Source organism: Niallia sp. M35, assembly GCF_050971705.1.
Taxonomy (GTDB): Bacteria; Bacillota; Bacilli; order Bacillales; family Cytobacillaceae; genus Niallia; species Niallia circulans_A.
The window spans coordinates 1-17,724 of record NZ_JBPCEP010000013.1 but is presented as its reverse complement, the minus strand read 5'-3'; the positions used below and the strand labels follow the sequence as shown (position 1 = coordinate 17,724).

Sequence of the window (17,724 nt, the reverse complement as noted above, 5' to 3'; positions counted from 1 at the left end):
CATCCTTTCGAGGGTGCTTTTTATATGTAAAAAAAGACCCATCAAAGGGTCAAATAGTTTTCTTCATTCCACAGCGGCGGCATTCACGTAGGAAAACATAATCTTTAACAGAACTCTTAAATTGAGCATTACCGCAGTTGTCACAGATTCCAGCTCGTTTATCTGGGTGATCTTTGTAATCATAAATGATTGATGTATCGTAACCATTGTATTTTTCTTCTGACATAGTTATTCACCTAGAATCTATAATTTAGTTTAACAGAAAATAATTATACAACGATTTTAAGGAATAGATATAGCGTTTTTTGTCGTTATTTGGTGAACGATAGGGAATTGTGTTTAATCACTCTTAAGTACATAATATATTGAGTCGAAAGGGTGATACAAATGCAAAAATATAATGATAGAATGTTGTTCGCAATTATAACTACATTATTTTTGGGGGATATGTTGTTTTTAGGCTATATACTTCACGAATTATACAATTGGGATACCACTATAATAGCGGGGGTTATTGGTTTTGTTGGAGCTGTGCTTGGTGGGGCTATAACGTATTATGGGGTAAATAAAACATTAAGACATAGAAATATTGAATTATTCTTAGAAACCGCAACTGAAAAATTACTATTAGTTGATGAATTGATTCAAAATTTTAAAGCGAATAGGGATAATGCCTTTTTCTATGAACATTCGAAAGGCTTCATGGATCATGATGAAAGAAATGCTAGAATAAAAGAATTACTTGAAGAATTTCAAGGATCACTAATATCAAGGAATCCAGATATATATAAGAGTATGGATTACGATGAAGTACAAATAATAATGTTTCATCAAAAATCAATTGCAGCTTTAATAACAAAACAAAAGTTTGGAGACAAAGAAAGCGCAATAGCAATAGATAACATAAAACAAGTATGCAATGAGTTTAATATTGCAAAGGAAAAATTGCAGAAGAAGTACTATAGGTATAAAAAAGAAACCGAAGACATCATATAAGATGTCTTTTTATTTTGGAGAAAGAAAGTATAAAAATATTTCCTTAAAATCAAAAATAATCCATTAATTATATTGACTTGAGTCAATATATATAGTATAATTAAAGTATAGAAAGGGGGGAGGGAAATGGAAGTAGAGAGAATAATCGCTTTAACTGCAGTGATAAACTTGATAATCTCACTAATCAACTTGCAGATAGCTTTTAAAAACAGGAAAGACAAAAAAGACACTACTCCAAAAGAGTAGCGCCCGAAGTAAAATTTAAAAAAGGAAGGTTAAGGCTGGTACCCTTAGCCTTCTGATTCAAATATAAACTATTTAAAAGCATTATTCAATCTTGATATATACATTTTGATACCATAAGGAGGAAATAATAATGACTACATTAATTATGGGTTTATCTGTATTGACATTAATAATTATTGGTGTAACTCTTGTAGTAATGGTTAAAAGCAAAAAGTAAAGGCAGGTGAAAACAATGCCAGAGTATTCCTTTTCAGATAAGGAAGAACTAACTAGCTTTATACAAAAAGAAATCATTAATACTACAGAAGCATTAGAGATTCTTCAGTGCAGCAGACAGAACTTAAATAACTTAGTGCAGCGAGAAGTATTAAAACCAATTAAGGATTTACCAAGAGATAGGTTGTTCTTCCGTAGTGACATTGTAGAAAGAAAAGAATATATGGATAAGAAACGTGAGGCATCATCTTAATGGATGATGCTTTTTATTTTGGGGAAAGAAGGAGGTACTACATTGATAGAAATTGATTGGATTTATAAAGAAACAAATATCAGAGAAAGTGAAGTTAGTGTTGCCTGTTCTTTACGGGAAAGCTCAGGAGGGAATAAAAACTATTTTACTACGCTCCTTACTAATTCCATTTTACGTTTAATTAAACCAACTGAAAAAGGTGTTAACCAAATAAATAAATATAACTTTTTGTTGTTTAATTCTAACAAGAAACTTAAATCGCTTGATAACCTGTTAAAAGAATTTAAATTAAAGATAAGTGAGTTATCAGTTGAAGAGAAAGTATTCACTTTAGAAAAGATATTCGGCATGGACAATATAAAGTTGTGGTGTGTTCTTTTAGAAAAGGGTGATAGATATGAAAAACAAAATACAAGAAGCAGCTAAACAAAAGGTTGTGGAGTTATTAAATGATTATGATGTATCTTATATTGATTATGACGCAAAAGATAATGACTACACAGTAAGACTTGAAGCTAAGCAAACAAAAGATGATAAGAGATTAAAAGGAATTACTATTGAATTGCCTAGAGAAGATAAACAACCATTACTCCAAATAACCTTGGGTGAAGAGAATGGAGTACCAAAAGTATTCTACAAAGGTGAAGAGATTAAACTCAAACGAGAGATATCATTTCATTGGGAATCAACTACTGACTATAATGTTGGTGGACTAACATATGTAATTGAAAATACTGAACCTAATCTTGTTGTGAACAGAATAGAACGAAGAGTGAAGGGTCATGCATGTGACTGAATATAGAGAGTAGGTGAACAAATGAATAGCCGCCAATTCTATGACAAATATAAACGAGATCCCGAGTCGCGTAGATTCTATAAGTCTGCTGCATGGTCGAAGGCTAGGAAATTAGCTTTAGAACGTGACAACTATCTGTGTGTTTATCATCTGAAACGTGAGCAGATTGTTCCTGCTGATATGGTTCATCACATAAAAGAATTACGTGACTATCCTGAGCTAGCATTAACATTAGATAACCTAGTCTCACTATGTAATGTATGCCATGAAGCAGAGCATCCTGATCGTAGAATTAAGACAAAGAAAAAAAAGCGAAGCAGCATTAAAATTATTAAGGATAAAGCGAATGAGGAAATCATATAGCCCCCCCTGCCCTTTAAACCATTTTTAGAGGCTCCAGGGACCGAGGTGGGCCCATCCTGTGTACCGCGATTAAATTTTTTCATGAAAGGGGGGTAACCATTGGCCGTACCTACTGCAAAAAAACTTAGAGATTACTTAGGAGATGAATATAAAGAATCTGATGAGGAATTAATTCAACTATATTTAGAGACACACCAATTCTACAGAAGATTAAAGACAGAAATAAAAAAACATGATCTTATGTATGAATACACCAATAAAGCAGGGGCTACTAACCTAGTGAAAAATCCCCTTTCCATAGAACTAACTAAAACGGTACAAACCTTAAATAATTTATTAAAGTCTATGGGACTTACGCCATCTCAAAGAAAAAAACTAAAAGACGGTACTGGAACTGGTGAAGATGACGACGATTTCGACGACTTCTAAACCATCTGAAGTAGCAAAATGGTACAAAAATTGGCGTAATGAACAGGTGAAGCACTTTTTTATATTAGAGAAACCTTCAGCTATTTTAAGAACAACGTGGTATGCCGAACAAGTTGTAAAAGGAAAGATAAAGGCAAGTAAGAAAAATATAAAAGCATGCCAACGACATCTTAATGATTTAAAAAGACAGGGAACAGAAGATTTTCCTTGGGTATTCGATGAGGAAAAAGCACATAGACCAATAAGATATATTGAAAAATTCTGCCGTCCATCTAAAGGGGATTATAAAAGTTTAGTTCTTCAATCTTGGCAACATTTTGTCATAGGTTCTTTGTATGGATGGGTTCATAAAGATACAGGACATAGGCGCTTTCGTGAGGGCCTTATTTTTATTGGTCGTAAAAACGGAAAGACTACTATGATTTCTGGTTTAGCCAATTACGCTGTCTCCAAAGATAATGAACCAGGAGCTCGTGTTTATGTATTAGCGAACACTAAACAACAAGCAGGAGAATTGTTTGATGAAAGTCGAGCAATGGTTCAGAAATCGCCAGTACTTAGGAAACGTCTACGTGAAAACCAAAAAGGAATTTTCTATGATAAGACTCAATCAAGAATCGAACCGCGTGCATCCGACAGTAAAAAGTTAGATGGATTAAATACACATCTTGGTATTTTTGATGAAATTCATGAGTTTAAGAACTTTAAATTAATTAATGTTATTAAAAAGTCTCGTGCTGCACGTAAGCAACCAATGATTCTTTATATCACCACAGCTGGTTATCAGTTAGAAGGTCCGCTAGTTCAAAATTATGAGATTGCTACAGATGTTCTTGACGGTGTAATTGACCAGGATAGAAAATTCTATTTCATGGCTGAGTTAGACAGTGTGGAAGAAGTAGAATCACCCGAAATGTGGATTAAAGCTAATCCTAATATGGGTGTTTCTCTTGATTTACCAACCTTAATTGATGACTGGAATAATGATAAGGTTATTCCTTCCGAGAAGAACGACTGGATTACAAAACAGTTTAATATTTTTGTAGATAATGATGAAATGTCATTTGTAGGAATTGAGATTTTAAAACGTAATGACAAAATGATAGAACTTAGTGATCTTATTGGCCAAGAAGCCATAGGTGGATATGATTTATCATCTGTGGAGGACTTTACAAGCGCTTGTTTAGAGTTCCCATTGTCTGATGGAAGTGTATATAGCTTATCTCATAGTTGGGTACCACAAGCTAAAGTGGATAAGGATAACGAGAGCATTAACTTTAAAGAATTTGAGGAAAAGGGATGGTTAACCATTATCCCTGGTGAATATGTTAAACATGAATATGTTTACGATTGGTTTATAGAAAAATCAAAAGACTATTTCATAAAGAAAATAACTTATGATCCTGCTAATGCTTATCGTTTAAATGAAGACCTAAAAACTTATGGGTTTGACACAATACCTGTTAGACAAGGACATTTCACATTGAGTCCTGCTTTAAAAGATGTACGTCAGTTACTTCTTGATGGAAAAGTAATTAGTAATAAAAACCGTTTATTTCGTTGGTATATGAACAACGTAAAGTTAATTGAAGATAGAAATGGGAATTTTCTACCTTCAAAACAAAGTAAATATCGTAAAATTGACGGCTTTGCAGCGTTTTTAAACTCACATACAGAAGTGATGAAGATGTTATCTACTGTTCAAGGTGATGGTAATATCGAATTTGTATCTGTAAATGACTTATTCAACTAATTGAAAGGTGGTGAGAATTTGCAATGGTATAACAGAATCAAGCTTTCAGTAAAAGCAGCTGTGACAACATGGAAAGGTACAGGATATGACTTTTCTAAATGGTTTGGTCGTAAGTTTTGGGGAATTGATAACGGAAAAATAGCAACAAATGAGACTATTTTTAGTGTGATTAGTCGGCTAGCTAATACAGTATCTTCTCTTCCCATAAAATTGTATCAAAATTATGATTCTAAAATGAACCAAGCAGCAGATGTCGTAATTAACAATCCCAATCCTAACATGACGAGTTTTGAAGCAATTAACAAAATAGAAGTCTCCAGGAATGAAACAGGAAATGGCTACGCTCTTATTATGCGAGATATTAGAATGCAACCAGAACAGTTAATTCCTATAGATTCTAGTTATGTAACGCCGTTTATAAATACGGATGACGGTGAATTGTGGTACCAAGTACTTGGTGATAACGGAACACATTACTTCCACAATATGAATATGTTCCATGTTAAGCATATTACAGGGGCTAGCAGATGGGCTGGTATTAGTCCGTTAGATGTACTAAAAAATACTTTAGAATATGATAAGTCGGTACAAGAATTTTCCCTTTCGGAAATGCGGAAGAAAGATAGTTTTATCCTGGAGTATGGAGCCAATGTTGATAATGATAAAAGACAGCGAATTATTGATGATTTTAAGCGATTTTATCAAGAAAATGGCGGTATTCTTTTTCAAGAACCGGGTGTAAATGTAAAAGATATTGACCGTAAATACTTTGCTTCCGATACACTGGCTTCTGAGAAGATTACAAGATCGAGAGTAGCAAATGTATTTAACGTTCCTGTTAGCTTCCTTAACGATAGTGAAGGCATGGGTTTTGCGAGCAATGAACAACTAATGATTCAATTTGTTCAGATGACATTAACACCTATAGTTAGACAATATGAGCAAGAATTGAATAGGAAATTGCTTGTACCAGCTGATAGAAAGGCTGGTTTTTATTTTAAATTCAACCTAGGAGGGCTTCTAAGAGGTGATACTGCTGCTAGAACCCAGTTCTATCAAATGATGATTAGAAGTTCTGGAATGAAGCCTGATGAGGTAAGACAGCTAGAAGATTTACCACCTGTTGGTGGAAAGGCTTCTGAATTGTGGATATCAGGAGATATGTATCCATTAGAAATGGATCCAGCATTACGTAAAGGAGGTGAAAAAGGTGGGCAAACACAAACAAACGAATAAGTTTTTCAATATGAAAGCATCAACTGATGGAAAATCGGCTGATGTTTTTATTTATGGAGAGATTACAAAGTATGCTTGGGAAGAATATGGAGAAGTTTCATCCATTTCTTTTAAGAATGAACTAGATCAACTAGGAGAAGGGATTGAAACTATAAATCTTTATATAAATTCTCCTGGTGGAAGTGTATTTGAAGCAATGGCTATTATAGCCATGTTACATCGCCATTCAGCGAGAATAATTTCACATATTGATGGCGTAGCGGCTTCATGTGCATCAGTAATTCCGATGATTTCAGACAAAGTTATTATGCCAGCCAATTCATTAATGATGATTCATCATGCTATGACAGGAGCTTGGGGAAATGCTGAACAATTAAGAAAGGCTGCTGATGATGTTGAACGGATTAGCCAATCGATGTGTCAATATTATTTAGATAAAGCAGGGGATAAGTTAGATAGCGAGACATTAAACGAAATGCTTAAAGAGGATACTTGGTTAACTGCAGAGCAAGCATTTGAACTTGGATTATGCGACGAAATCATTACTGCAAATAATGCGGTAGCATATGCATTTGATGAAAAATGGGCTAAACAGTACAAAAACATACCAAAACAGCTTACTTCAGAGCGAAATGAGGTCATTTCAGCAGAAGAAATGGCATTAAGACAACAAATAGCCAAGGATTCTAAGACGAATTCTGCATACTTAAAAACTATTTTAGGAGGAATTATCTAATGAAAAAAGATAACTTATTAAAAATTAATCTTCAATTCTTCGGTGGTACTGGAAGTACTTTATTCGAATTAAAACAAAACATGGCTACTATTGGTCAACAATTACAGAAAGTAGAAGGAGAACTAGCTACAAAAGCTATTGATACCACTGCAACAATGGAAGATATTAAAGCATTACAAACTTCTAAAGCGGATTTGCAAATGCGTTTTAATGTTATTAAAGAACAACATGATCAAATGGAAGCTGAACAAAAGGCTAAATTTGAAAGTAATCAAGGGTTACAAGGTATTCCGGATCCAAAGCAAAAAGTTATGGAAGCAAAGGCTGAATTAATTCGTGCGACAATCCGCCAACAACCTGTATCAACAGATGTTCGTCAGGCGTTAGGGGATAATACTAATCCAACAACAGGTGGAGAAAAGTTTTTACCAAAGACAGTGTCAACAGAGATTATTACAGAACCGTTAGTTAAGAATCCACTTCGTGAGGTATCGACTGTAACTAATATTACAAATTTAGAAATTCCAAAATTAAACTACACTCTTGATGATGATGACTTCATCGCTGATACTGCAACAGCTAAAGAATTAGAACTTGAAGGCGATGTGGTAACATTCACCCGTCATAAATTCAAAGTGTTTGCTGGTATCTCTGAAACAGTGTTGAATGGTTCGGCTGCTAACTTGGTGTCTCATGCAGAGAACGCTCTTCGTTCTGGTTTAGCTGCGAAAGAAAAGAAAGTATCGTTTGCAACTACTCCTAAAACTGGAGAAGAGCATATGTCTTTTTATTCAACCCAAAATGGAATCACTAAGGTCCAAGGCGAGAATCTGTATAAAGCAATTAAAAAAGCAATTGCTGACTTACATGAAGATTACCGTGAAAATGCAAAAATCATTATGCGTTATCAAGATTACTCGGATATTATCGAGACTCTTGCAAATGGTAATGCAACACTTTACAGCGCTCAACCTGAACAAATTCTAGGGAAACCTGTTATCTTTTGTGACTCAGCAGTAAGTCCAATCATTGGTGATTTCACTTACTCGCATTATAACTATGATTTAAATGTTCTTTATGACCGTGATAAAGATGTAAAAACAGGTATTGAACAATTTGTATTAACAGCTTGGATCGATCACAGAATCAAACTTAAGTCTGCGTTCCGCATTGCTGAATTAGCAACTACACCCTGATGCACCCCAAGGGTTAGCCGCAAGTAATGTAACAGATACTACTGTAACAATTACTTGGGATGCTGTTACCTATGAACTTGGGGGAATTAAAGAATATGAGATTTATAGAGATGGAGTAAGTGCTGGCACAAGAGTTGGTACTAGTTTTGCTGATAATGGATTAACTCCATCCACTACGTATAAATATCAGGTTAAAGCAATAACAAACAATGGCTTGAGTGCACCTTTAAGCACTGAACTATCTGTCACTACTGAAGAAACAGAAATTGAAGGTGCGTAAATATGCTTACTCTAGAAAATTTTCCTGAATTAAAGACCGCATTAAGAATTGATGGGAGTGAGGATGATAGTGTCCTCACTCTTCTTTTAAGTGCAGCAAAAGGATACTTAGAAGGAGCTGGAGTACCCGAAGCAAAAATAACTGAGGAAACATTAGCTTTATATAAACAAGCTCTTATCATCTACTTAGAAATGGATTATGAGTATGATGAAAAGAAAATTCCAAGGCTAGAGAGAGCTTTTAATCGGATACTTTTGCAACTTAAAGCTGGTGTTTATTATGAGTAAAAGAAAATATAACACCAGAGTTACTTTCTATGAATACGCAGGAAATGATGGACCTGATCCAGGTGAGAAAGTTAAAAGAGTTCTTTACGAATGTTGGGCAGATATCGAAGGAGTATGGGCAAAAGATTTAGAGTTAGCTAAAGCAACAGGAACTTTGAATGATCTTACTATCAAAATTAGAGATCCTAGAGGTTCTTACCAACCAACAAATAAACATTATGTATCTATTAATGCATCAATTTATAAAGACACACACTTTAATATTAAAAATGTTGCTCCTGATTTAAGGAATAGAAGAGAAATAAGAATTATCGCAGAGGTAACATCATGAGTGTAAATATTAGGGGTAATAGCCAGTTGATTAGAGAATTAGAGAGACGATTAGGAGCACAAAGAACGCAACAAATTAGTGATAAAGCATTGTTAGCTGGGGCAAGGGTTTTTGTTAAAGAACTTAAACGTCAATTTGCTACTTTTAAAGATAAAGGTTACTCATTAGAAGAGATCACTATTTCTGAACCAACCGGAAAAGCTGGACAAAGGACAGTGAAAGTACATTGGAGAGGTCCTCATGGACGTTATCGCATCATTCACTTAAACGAATGGGGAACTGTTAATAATCCTAAACCTCGAGGTAAAGGCGCTGTTGCAAGAGCAATGAGAAATGCAGAGAATGCATACCGGGAAGCAATCAAGCGGGAATTAAGGAGGGGAATTTAATGTTAGATTACATGTATTCTCTTCTTATTTCTGATGAAGTTATTAAAGAATATGTAGGTAACCGTATTAAGTTTTATGAATATCCGGAAACTGGAGATTTTAGTGGCACCTATATAGTATTTGATCCTATCGACTCTGATAGGATAGGTGATTATGCAGATAACATTTATTTAAGTGAAGACAGCTTGATACAAGTTGATATATGGTCAGATAACCGTAAAATAAGGGATTTGGTCGCTAAAAGGATACGGAATATCTTAGTAGATAAAAATGGTTTCTCGGAAACTAATGGACCTGATGAATGGGACAAAGCTACAGGAGTTTTTCGAGTTGCGAGGCGTTATGGCAAGAAAGTTTATCGAGAAGATTTTAATAATTTATAGGAGTGATTAACTTGGCAGGACAAGAAAAAAATTACCGTTCTTCAACTGGTGTAGATGAATTCTTTTATGGTGAAGTAGGAGACGGAACAACAGCAACATCTGTGGAAAGAGTAAAATTTTTGCAGAACATTAGTATTGAAATGGCTCAAGATATTGTTAAAGCATACGGAGATAACAAGGTGGCTGAAATGGCCGTATCCAACGGTGAAATTTCCGTATCAGCTGCATTCCATAAAATACCTGTAGAGGATAAGCAAAAACTACTAGGGCTTGAAACAGTTGATGGCGTAACGGCTTATGGTGTAACTGACAACCCACCTTATGTTGCTGTGGTATTTGCTAAAACTTACAGTGATGGTTCTAAGGAATATGTCGGATTGCCTAAAGGTATTTTTACCCGTCCGAAAATTGAGGGGAAAACAAAAGAAGATGGCGTAGAATTTTCGAGTGACGAGATTGAAGCACAATTCATGGACCGGACAGTTGAAGGTTTCTCAAGTGAAAAATCAGTTATCTTCGCTGTGGATAAGAAGGGTGAAACAACTAATCGAGATGCTATTTTTACAAAGATTTTCGGTAAGCCTTATCCAGTTGGAACTTCACCGGAGGGAGCGTAAAACATGAGTAAAGAAAGCAGGCAAACTACTAAAAAAGAAAAAACCTTTGTAGTCGTTCACGATTTCAAGGATTTACAAGACAATAATCGGATTTATTTTAAAGGTGATGCATACCCGGCTGAAACAGGACAAAAGCCTACTGCTGCTAGGATTAAAGAATTATCGTCCACAAAAAATAAAATGAATAAAGTTCTAATTAAAGAGCAGGATTAATCTCCTGCTTTTTTATTTTGAGGAGGAAAAATAAATGGCAAATTTAAAACGAAATATGATCGAGCTTGTGAAAGAAGTAAAAGAAGGCGAAATTATCACCGAAAAATATTTAACCCCTGTATTTCTCCCATTTTCCGTTGTTTATGAAGCAATCGATATGACCGAACAAATAGATAAAAGTGAAGAAGAAAAAAGTGCTTCATCTGAAAAAGAATTGCTTGATAAATTACTAGATTTTGTAGCAAACAAAGTATATAACAAGCAATTTACCAAAGATGATTTGTTTAACGGCTTACATGCACCGGATGCAATTCAAACTCTTCAAGAACAAATTATGTTTGTGGCACAAGGAAGGCAAAATGACGAAACAAAAAAATTCTTAGCGGAGAAGAATCGCTAACGGATGAAGATTTTACTCCGCAAAAGCAAAAGGAATATATGGATAAACTCATCCTTGATATCATGAAAGAGGGAAAGGACATAAACGAAGTCTTGAATATGCCTTTCCATTTTGTTTTGGAATTACTTCAAGAAAAGAATAAACCAAAGCAAGAAAAATCGTTAATAGCTGCCTTTGGCGGTTAAGGAAAGGAGGTTTCTATGGAAAGAATAGAGGGTTTAACCATAGACCTTGCTTTAGATTCAACAAGGCTTAATCGTGGCTTAACGGGCTTAAAAGATAAACTTAAAACTGTAAACAGCGAAATGAAGGCAAATCTCTCAGCGTTTAGCAGGGCGGATAATTCAATAGCTAAACATGAAACAAAGCTGAATGGACTGCAACGAAAACTTGAGGTGCAAAAAGAGGTCGTAAAGGGGGCCAGAGAGCATTATCAAAAAATGGTTCAAGAATATGGTGAAGGCTCGAAGAAAGCAGATGCAGCAGCCCGATCCTATAACAACCAAGTTTCGGCTTTGAATAATTTAGAACGAAATGTAAATGAAACACGTGATGCGTTAGAACATTTAAGAGAAGAACAACGAATTCAGGAATCCAGCTGGGGTAGGATGGGGCAACGGTTGGAAGAAACGGGAAACCGACTTACCAAAATAGGCGATAAAATGAAGACCATTGGAAAAAACATGTCCATGTATGTGACTGCTCCTATAGTCGGTGTAGGCGGTCTAGCTGTAAAAACTGGAATTGAATTTGAAGAAGGTATGTCCAAAGTAGCAGCGGTTTCAGGTGCAACGGGTGACGATCTTAAAGCCCTTGAAAAACAAGCAAGGGATTTAGGGGCAGCCACTCAATTTTCTGCCAAAGAAGCAGCTGATGGCATGCAATATCTGGCTTTAGCTGGATTCAAAACTAAAGACATTATGGCAGCTATGCCTGGTATGTTAGACCTTGCTGCGGCAGGTTCATTGGATTTGGGGCGCGCTGCCGATATTGTATCGGATACTATGCAAGCCATGGGGTTATCTGCTGATAAAGCTGGACATGCATCTGACGTATTCGCATATGCCCAAGCCAACGCCAATACAAATGTTGAACAAATGGGGGAGGCGCTCAAATATAGTGCTCCGGCTGCGCATGCTTTTGGATGGAGCTTAGAAGAAACTTCTGCTGCCACTATGGCACTTGCTAACAGTGGTCTTAAAGGTTCAATCGCCGGACAAGCTTTTGCATCCTCCCTTACACGTTTAGCAAAACCTACCGAAAAAATGGGAAAGTTGTGGGCATCTACAAACTCCGAGTTTTTTGATGCTGAAGGAAACCTAAAAAGCATGCCAGAATTAGTAAAAGAGTTAGAAAATGCAACAAAAGATATGACGCAGGAACAAAGAGCAGGATATCTTGCCACAACGTTCGGGGCAGAGGCATATAAACACTGGGTCATTTTACTTGAAGCTGGATCTGATGAGCTTGGAAATATGACAAAGAATCTTGAAAATTCGGATGGTGCAGCATCAAAAATGGCTAAAACCATGAATGATAATGCGAAGGGTGACATCAAAACCTTTTATTCAGCTCTTCAAGAATTGGGCATACAAATATATGACATTGTTCAACCGGCACTTAGGAGCATTATTCAAACTTTAACCGGCGTTACTCAATGGGTGCAGAAGCTATCCCCAAAATTAAAGCTAACTATAGCAATATTTGCTGGGATTGTTGCGGCAATCGGTCCTTTATTAGTTATCGGTGGTCTTTTTGTCGGTTTTTTAGGTAACGTTGCATTAGGTCTATCAAGACTGTTCCCTTCAATCGAGCGAGCAGGTGGACTATTAAAATGGCTAAGGTTGGGGCTAATGGCATTGACAGGGCCCGTCGGAATAGTAATTGGTGTTGTAACATTATTATCTATTGGATTTATCGCCCTTTATAAGAAATCGGAAACCTTCAGGAATGGCGTGCACAATCTTATTGGAAAACTTAAAGAGCTTGGCGGCAAAGTACTTGAAGGATTGAAGACAGCACTTGGTGCTGTCGTTTCATTTTTTAAAGATCAGTTAGATGTTCTAAAACAATTTTGGAAAGAAAATGGCGATGTGATTATTCAGGCTGTAAAGAATATTGGTAGTGTAATCAGTGCTGTATTTAAAGCGATTTGGAAAGTAATTAAGTTTATAATGCCAGCAGTTTTAGCGATTATAAAATCCATATGGGGAAACATCAAAGGTGTAATAACCGGTGCATTAGATGTCATCATGGGACTTGTAAAGGTTTTTGCAGGGTTATTTACCGGTGATTTCTCAAAAATGTGGGAAGGTGTTAAACAGTTATTCTCCGGTGCTTTAGAATTCATTTGGAACTTTATGCAATTAATGTTCTGGGGGAAAATGCTGAAGGGTATTTTATCTCTCGGTAAATTGCTAGTTAATGCTTTCAAAAGCATGTGGAGTGGAATAAAAAATATTTTCTCAACGGTAATTAAATGGGTAGTCGATTTTGTGAAAAATCGTTTTACAGCCATGAGAAATAACGTTAACACAATCACTAAGGGCATAAAAAATGTTATTAGCACCATATGGAATGGAATATGGAGTTTCTTTAAAACGATCATCAAGGCAATCTATGATTTTATCCGTGGGAGATTTACTGCAGTTAGAGACACCATTAAAACTATATTTACCACTGTTAGAAGCACCACACAAACCATCTGGAACGGCATTAAAGACAAAATTATTAATCCAGTTAAAAATACGGTATCTAGCATCAAAACTAGATTTACTGATATGAAAAACCAGATTACTAGCATTTTTACAAGTATCCGAACGAAAGTCAGTGAAATCATTGGCAAAATGGTTGAAACGGTTAAAGGCATGCCTAAGAGAATGGGTGATGGACTTAAAAAGACGGCAGGTAAAATCGGTGATGGTATTAAAGCTGTAGCTAACAAAATGACTGAAACCCTTGGCAAAGGAGTGAATGGGGTCATTGGCGGGGTCAACTGGGTTTTAGATAAAGTGGGGGTCTCATCTAAAATTTCTGAATGGAAAATCCCTCAATACGCCAAAGGAACAGATGGACATCCAGGTGGACTTGCTATAGTTGGAGACGGAAAGGGATCTAATGCAGGACAAGAACTAATCCAGACTCCAGATGGTAAGCAGTTTTTATCTCCTGATAAACCGTCATTAGTAAATTTACCTAAAGGCACTCATGTGTTATCTGCAACTATGACAAGGAAATTGTTGGACATTCCTCAATATGGATGGGGTACGTTAAAAGAAGTTTGGAACAAAGGCAAAAAAGCAGTCACAAAGATAAAGGATTCTGCTTTAGATGTATGGCAATATATCTCGAATCCTTCTAAACTATTTAACAAAGCACTCAAGCTATTAGGGGTTGAAACTCCATCAATGCCTGGAATTTTAGAAGGTGTCGGAACAGGGACATTTAGTAAAGTTAAAGAATCTATGAAAGACTATCTTAAAAATAAAATTGAAGATTTTAGCAGCGTTCCAGCTGCTGGGACGGGTGTCCAAAAATGGGCAGGAGTCGCAAGTAGAGCATTAGCGATGACAGGTCAATATTCAAAGAGTAACTTGGAACGTCTGCTTTACCAAATGCAAACGGAATCGGGAGGTAATCCAAGAGCAATCAATCTGTGGGATATTAATGCAAAAAATGGTACGCCATCTAAAGGTCTTATGCAGGTGATTGATCCAACATTTAAAGCGTATGCGATGAGTGGATACAACAAAGATATTTACGATCCGTTATCAAATATAATCGCATCCATACGTTATGCAGTTTCTCGGTATGGAAGCCTTGCAAAAGCATATCGTGGAGTTGGGTATGCTACGGGTGGATTAATTAAAAATGAAGGTCTGTATCGACTTGCTGAAGGTGGTTTTCCTGAATGGGTAATACCTACTGACCCATCAAGGAGAACGGATGCTATGAAGTTGTTGGCGTTAGCCGGGAAGGATATAGGTAACAAGCGTCCTAATCAATTAAAAACACCTAGTTATGGGTCTATGGAAGATAGCATAGACATAGTGACTATTATTCGTTTATTACAAGAACAAGTTCAGTTATTGACTACTATTGCTAAAGATTCTGATTCTTCACAGCCTAATGACAGTATACAGACTGTAAGTTTGCTAACTAGAATCGCTTTAGCCATTGAGGCAGGGCAAAGTATACAAATTGGCGGAAAAGAAATAGCGAAGGTAACAGCAAAAGATACAGATAAGTTTTTGAATGGAATATCTGATAGAAGAAAAGCAGCGTGGGGTGGTTAAATGAGGGCATCTAAATTAAAAATAAATGGTGTCTATACAGATGAATATGAGGTGAAACCGAAAAATCGTATTGAAGTACCTACTCCTGAACAAGATGTAGAATATAAAGAAATTAGGGGAAGAAATGGTTCTTTAACAAGAAAATATGGTTTTAAAGATATCCCCTTACCAGTGCATTTTACTATTCATCAAGAATCCTTTAAAAAGGCTTTTCGAAAAGCAAAAATATATCTTTTTAAAGCTAAAACACTTTCTTTTGATGATGATGAAGAAGTTCATTATAAAGTGAAAAGTGTTCAAATCGATACTGCAGAAAATATGGTTGAAAGGTTCGGAGAATTTACTGTCAATTTTATATTAGATCCTTTCCAATATGAGACTAACCCTATCCAAACGATTACGGCCCCAACCACTTTAAACAACCAAGGATATGAATCTGAACCATATATAAAGTGCTTTGTCAGCGGAACAGGAAAAATTTACGTCGGAGAACAGACGATAACCATAAACGGGGTTAACGGAACGATTGAAATAGATTCTGCAATGATGAATGCTTATAGGAATGAAAATGGATTAATCACCAATCTGAACGACAAAATGATTGGTGATTTTCCTGTTTTGGTGGAAGGTAATAATCGCATAAGTTTTGATGGAGACATAACTAAGCTAGAAATTAACCCAAGATGGAGGTGGATCTAATGTTTCCTAAACTTTATGAAGCTAACGAGACATCTTTCATCCACAATGGGTTAGGTGTCTTAAAGGATGCAATAAGCGTAAAAGCAATAGAAGAACTAAATGGGTTATTTGAGTTAGAAATTGAATACGATCCGGAAGGTTTTCTTATCGATGAAATAGATTATGAGATGATTGTTAAAGCAAAGGTTAATGATAAACAGGATGAGCAATTATTCCGTATTTATAGCTTTGATAAGAGCTTTCAAAACGATAATATTTTGATACATTGTCAGCATATTACATATGATGCGGCTGGTAATTTTGTAGAAAAATTGGAATTGAATAATGTTACAACAGCAGAAGCGATGCAAACACTTCAATCCAAACTTGCTTATCCTTCAAAAATTAAGTTTTCTAGTCCTAATACTTCTACTAGATCCAGTACAAAATTATATCGGACGAATCCATTGCAAATGGTTGCTGGAATGGATGGCTCCATCTTAGATAATTGGGGCGGGGAAATCGAACGTGACAATTTTCACCTTGTAATGCATGCTAGACGCGGAAAAGATGATGGGGTACTCATAGCATATAAAAAGAATTTAACAGGCTTAGAAGCGAAGTTTGATATGTCTAATGTGGTAACAAGGATATTTCCTTTTGTAATCAAAGATGATGTACTTATCACAATTCCAAATAAGTATATTGATAGTCCAAATATTAACGCTTATGAAACTGTTAAAATACTTCCTGTTGATTTCTCAGATGATGAAAATATAACGGATTCCACAAGCTTATATAATGCTTCGAAAAACTATTTTAGTAGTGGTGGAAAAGATTTACCGACTGTTACTATGGATGTTGAATTTGAGCCTTTGTGGGATACAGAAGAGTATGAAGATTTAGCGGTTTTAGAATTAGTTGGTATGGGTGATACTGTCACAGTCCGTCATACAAAGATGGGTGTGGATGTAACTGCGAAAGTAAATCGTATTGAATATGATGTTATCGCTCAGAAAAATAGTGCAGTAGGTATCGGAAATGTAAAGGCTGGTTTAACAGATAAAGTGAATAAATCAGCCGATATGGAAAACGCAGTAAAACAAGCTGTTTCATCAGCTAATCAAGCAGTAACTGCAGCTAATGGAAAAAACCGAAACTATTACGGTCCCAATGAACCGAAAGGAACTTTTTTAGAAGGTGATTTATGGTTTAGATTAGTCGATGGAGATTACACTCAAACTTATCGATATGATGGATTACAGTGGCAACTTATCGTGGATATGGATGTCAATGTGGCAAAACAAGAGGCAGCAGAAGCGTCAGAACGAGCAGAGGATGCTTTTAACAGAGCTAATGAAGCAACCGAAAATGCCCAAAAGGCTATCGTTGAAGCACAAGAATCTTTTGATAAAGCACAAGAAGCATTCGATAAAGCAGACGCGGTTAACGGTATAGCGGCTGATGCAGTTAACGTTGCTAATACAGCGAAACAAAGCGCAATAAATGCTATTAATAAGGCTAGTGAATTAGAGTCACAAGTTATAGATGATTTTGCTAGTGTAAATAGTCGAGCCGATGACCTATTAGCAAAGATAAACGATAATGCCACAAGTCTTAAAGCAGCTGGC

The 17,724-nt window shown here is 35.9% G+C and carries 22 protein-coding genes and 1 pseudogene; 22 read left to right on the top strand and 1 reads right to left on the bottom strand.

Translation table 11 applies throughout. The features are described 5' to 3' along the window. Positions 1-49 precede the first annotated feature (49 nt). Complete coding sequence (locus NiCM35_RS18210) at positions 50-226, bottom strand: DUF8096 family protein (protein ID WP_433780427.1); 177 nt, start codon at positions 224-226, stop codon at positions 50-52. A gap of 161 nt (positions 227-387) precedes the next feature. On the opposite strand from NiCM35_RS18210, the gene NiCM35_RS18205 reads away from it, so the two are divergent. The 22 genes and pseudogenes from NiCM35_RS18205 to NiCM35_RS18100 all read left to right on the top strand — a co-directional run. Then, positions 388-996: a hypothetical protein gene (locus NiCM35_RS18205; protein ID WP_433780425.1), complete on the top strand. Its 609-nt coding sequence runs from the start codon at positions 388-390 to the stop codon at positions 994-996. A gap of 478 nt (positions 997-1,474) precedes the next feature. Beyond that, a complete protein-coding gene (locus tag NiCM35_RS18200) occupies positions 1,475-1,711 on the top strand; it encodes a DNA-binding protein (RefSeq protein WP_433780423.1) in 237 nt (78 codons plus the stop codon). A gap of 42 nt (positions 1,712-1,753) precedes the next feature. Beyond that, positions 1,754-2,137, top strand: a complete 384-nt coding sequence (locus NiCM35_RS18195) for a phage tail tape measure protein (protein ID WP_433780421.1) — start codon at positions 1,754-1,756, stop codon at positions 2,135-2,137. Continuing rightward, entirely contained in the window at positions 2,109-2,507 is a 399-nt protein-coding gene (locus NiCM35_RS18190; RefSeq protein ID WP_433780419.1) for a hypothetical protein, read from the top strand. Before NiCM35_RS18195 ends, NiCM35_RS18190 begins: the two co-directional genes overlap by 29 nt. 21 nt (positions 2,508-2,528) lie before the next feature. After that, entirely contained in the window at positions 2,529-2,870 is a 342-nt protein-coding gene (locus NiCM35_RS18185; RefSeq protein WP_433780417.1) for an HNH endonuclease, read from the top strand. Positions 2,871-2,969: 99 nt separating this feature from the next. Beyond that, complete coding sequence (locus NiCM35_RS18180) at positions 2,970-3,299, top strand: phage terminase small subunit P27 family (RefSeq protein ID WP_341099726.1); 330 nt, start codon at positions 2,970-2,972, stop codon at positions 3,297-3,299. After that, positions 3,274-5,052: a terminase large subunit gene (locus NiCM35_RS18175; protein ID WP_433780414.1), complete on the top strand. Its 1,779-nt coding sequence runs from the start codon at positions 3,274-3,276 to the stop codon at positions 5,050-5,052. The genes NiCM35_RS18180 and NiCM35_RS18175 overlap by 26 nt, the downstream gene beginning before the upstream one ends. Before the next feature lie 18 nt (positions 5,053-5,070). Then, positions 5,071-6,288, top strand: a complete 1,218-nt coding sequence (locus NiCM35_RS18170) for a phage portal protein (protein WP_433780412.1) — start codon at positions 5,071-5,073, stop codon at positions 6,286-6,288. Beyond that, a complete protein-coding gene (locus tag NiCM35_RS18165) occupies positions 6,263-7,024 on the top strand; it encodes a head maturation protease, ClpP-related (protein WP_433780410.1) in 762 nt (253 codons plus the stop codon). The genes NiCM35_RS18170 and NiCM35_RS18165 overlap by 26 nt, the downstream gene beginning before the upstream one ends. Beyond that, the gene (locus NiCM35_RS18160) at positions 7,024-8,220 is read left to right on the top strand and encodes a phage major capsid protein (protein WP_433780408.1); all 1,197 of its coding nucleotides are present in this window, start codon (positions 7,024-7,026) and stop codon (positions 8,218-8,220) included. The genes NiCM35_RS18165 and NiCM35_RS18160 overlap by 1 nt, the downstream gene beginning before the upstream one ends. 10 nt (positions 8,221-8,230) lie before the next feature. After that, positions 8,231-8,500 (top strand): annotated as a pseudogene (locus NiCM35_RS18155) (fibronectin type III domain-containing protein); the annotation flags it as partial. Between the two features lie 2 nt (positions 8,501-8,502). After that, on the top strand, positions 8,503-8,787 hold the full coding sequence (locus NiCM35_RS18150; protein ID WP_433780406.1) for a head-tail connector protein: 285 nt from the start codon (positions 8,503-8,505) through the stop codon (positions 8,785-8,787). Further along, positions 8,780-9,118, top strand: coding sequence for a phage head closure protein (locus NiCM35_RS18145; protein ID WP_433780404.1), 339 nt, complete (start codon positions 8,780-8,782; stop codon positions 9,116-9,118). Before NiCM35_RS18150 ends, NiCM35_RS18145 begins: the two co-directional genes overlap by 8 nt. Continuing rightward, positions 9,115-9,507 carry a hypothetical protein gene (locus NiCM35_RS18140; RefSeq protein ID WP_433780402.1) on the top strand — a complete coding sequence of 131 codons (393 nt, stop codon included), beginning with the start codon at positions 9,115-9,117 and terminating at the stop codon, positions 9,505-9,507. The genes NiCM35_RS18145 and NiCM35_RS18140 overlap by 4 nt, the downstream gene beginning before the upstream one ends. Next, positions 9,507-9,890: a hypothetical protein gene (locus NiCM35_RS18135; RefSeq protein ID WP_433780400.1), complete on the top strand. Its 384-nt coding sequence runs from the start codon at positions 9,507-9,509 to the stop codon at positions 9,888-9,890. The genes NiCM35_RS18140 and NiCM35_RS18135 overlap by 1 nt, the downstream gene beginning before the upstream one ends. A gap of 11 nt (positions 9,891-9,901) precedes the next feature. Further along, complete coding sequence (locus NiCM35_RS18130) at positions 9,902-10,507, top strand: major tail protein (protein ID WP_433780398.1); 606 nt, start codon at positions 9,902-9,904, stop codon at positions 10,505-10,507. Positions 10,508-10,510: 3 nt separating this feature from the next. After that, the gene (locus NiCM35_RS18125; protein WP_433780396.1) at positions 10,511-10,720 is read left to right on the top strand and encodes a hypothetical protein; all 210 of its coding nucleotides are present in this window, start codon (positions 10,511-10,513) and stop codon (positions 10,718-10,720) included. Between the two features lie 34 nt (positions 10,721-10,754). Then, positions 10,755-11,120 (top strand): phage tail assembly chaperone G, encoded by a 366-nt coding sequence (gene gpG / locus NiCM35_RS18120; protein WP_433780394.1) that lies wholly within the window; start codon positions 10,755-10,757, stop codon positions 11,118-11,120. Between the two features lie 38 nt (positions 11,121-11,158). Next, complete coding sequence (gene gpGT, locus NiCM35_RS18115) at positions 11,159-11,305, top strand: phage tail assembly chaperone GT (protein WP_433780392.1); 147 nt, start codon at positions 11,159-11,161, stop codon at positions 11,303-11,305. Positions 11,306-11,320: 15 nt separating this feature from the next. Then, positions 11,321-15,415: a phage tail tape measure protein gene (locus tag NiCM35_RS18110; protein WP_433780390.1), complete on the top strand. Its 4,095-nt coding sequence runs from the start codon at positions 11,321-11,323 to the stop codon at positions 15,413-15,415. Then, complete coding sequence (locus NiCM35_RS18105; RefSeq protein WP_433780388.1) at positions 15,416-16,114, top strand: distal tail protein Dit; 699 nt, start codon at positions 15,416-15,418, stop codon at positions 16,112-16,114. Continuing rightward, positions 16,114-17,724 (top strand): phage tail spike protein (locus NiCM35_RS18100; protein ID WP_433780386.1); only part of this gene is annotated, 1,611 nt, incomplete at its 3' end. The genes NiCM35_RS18105 and NiCM35_RS18100, both read left to right, overlap by 1 nt.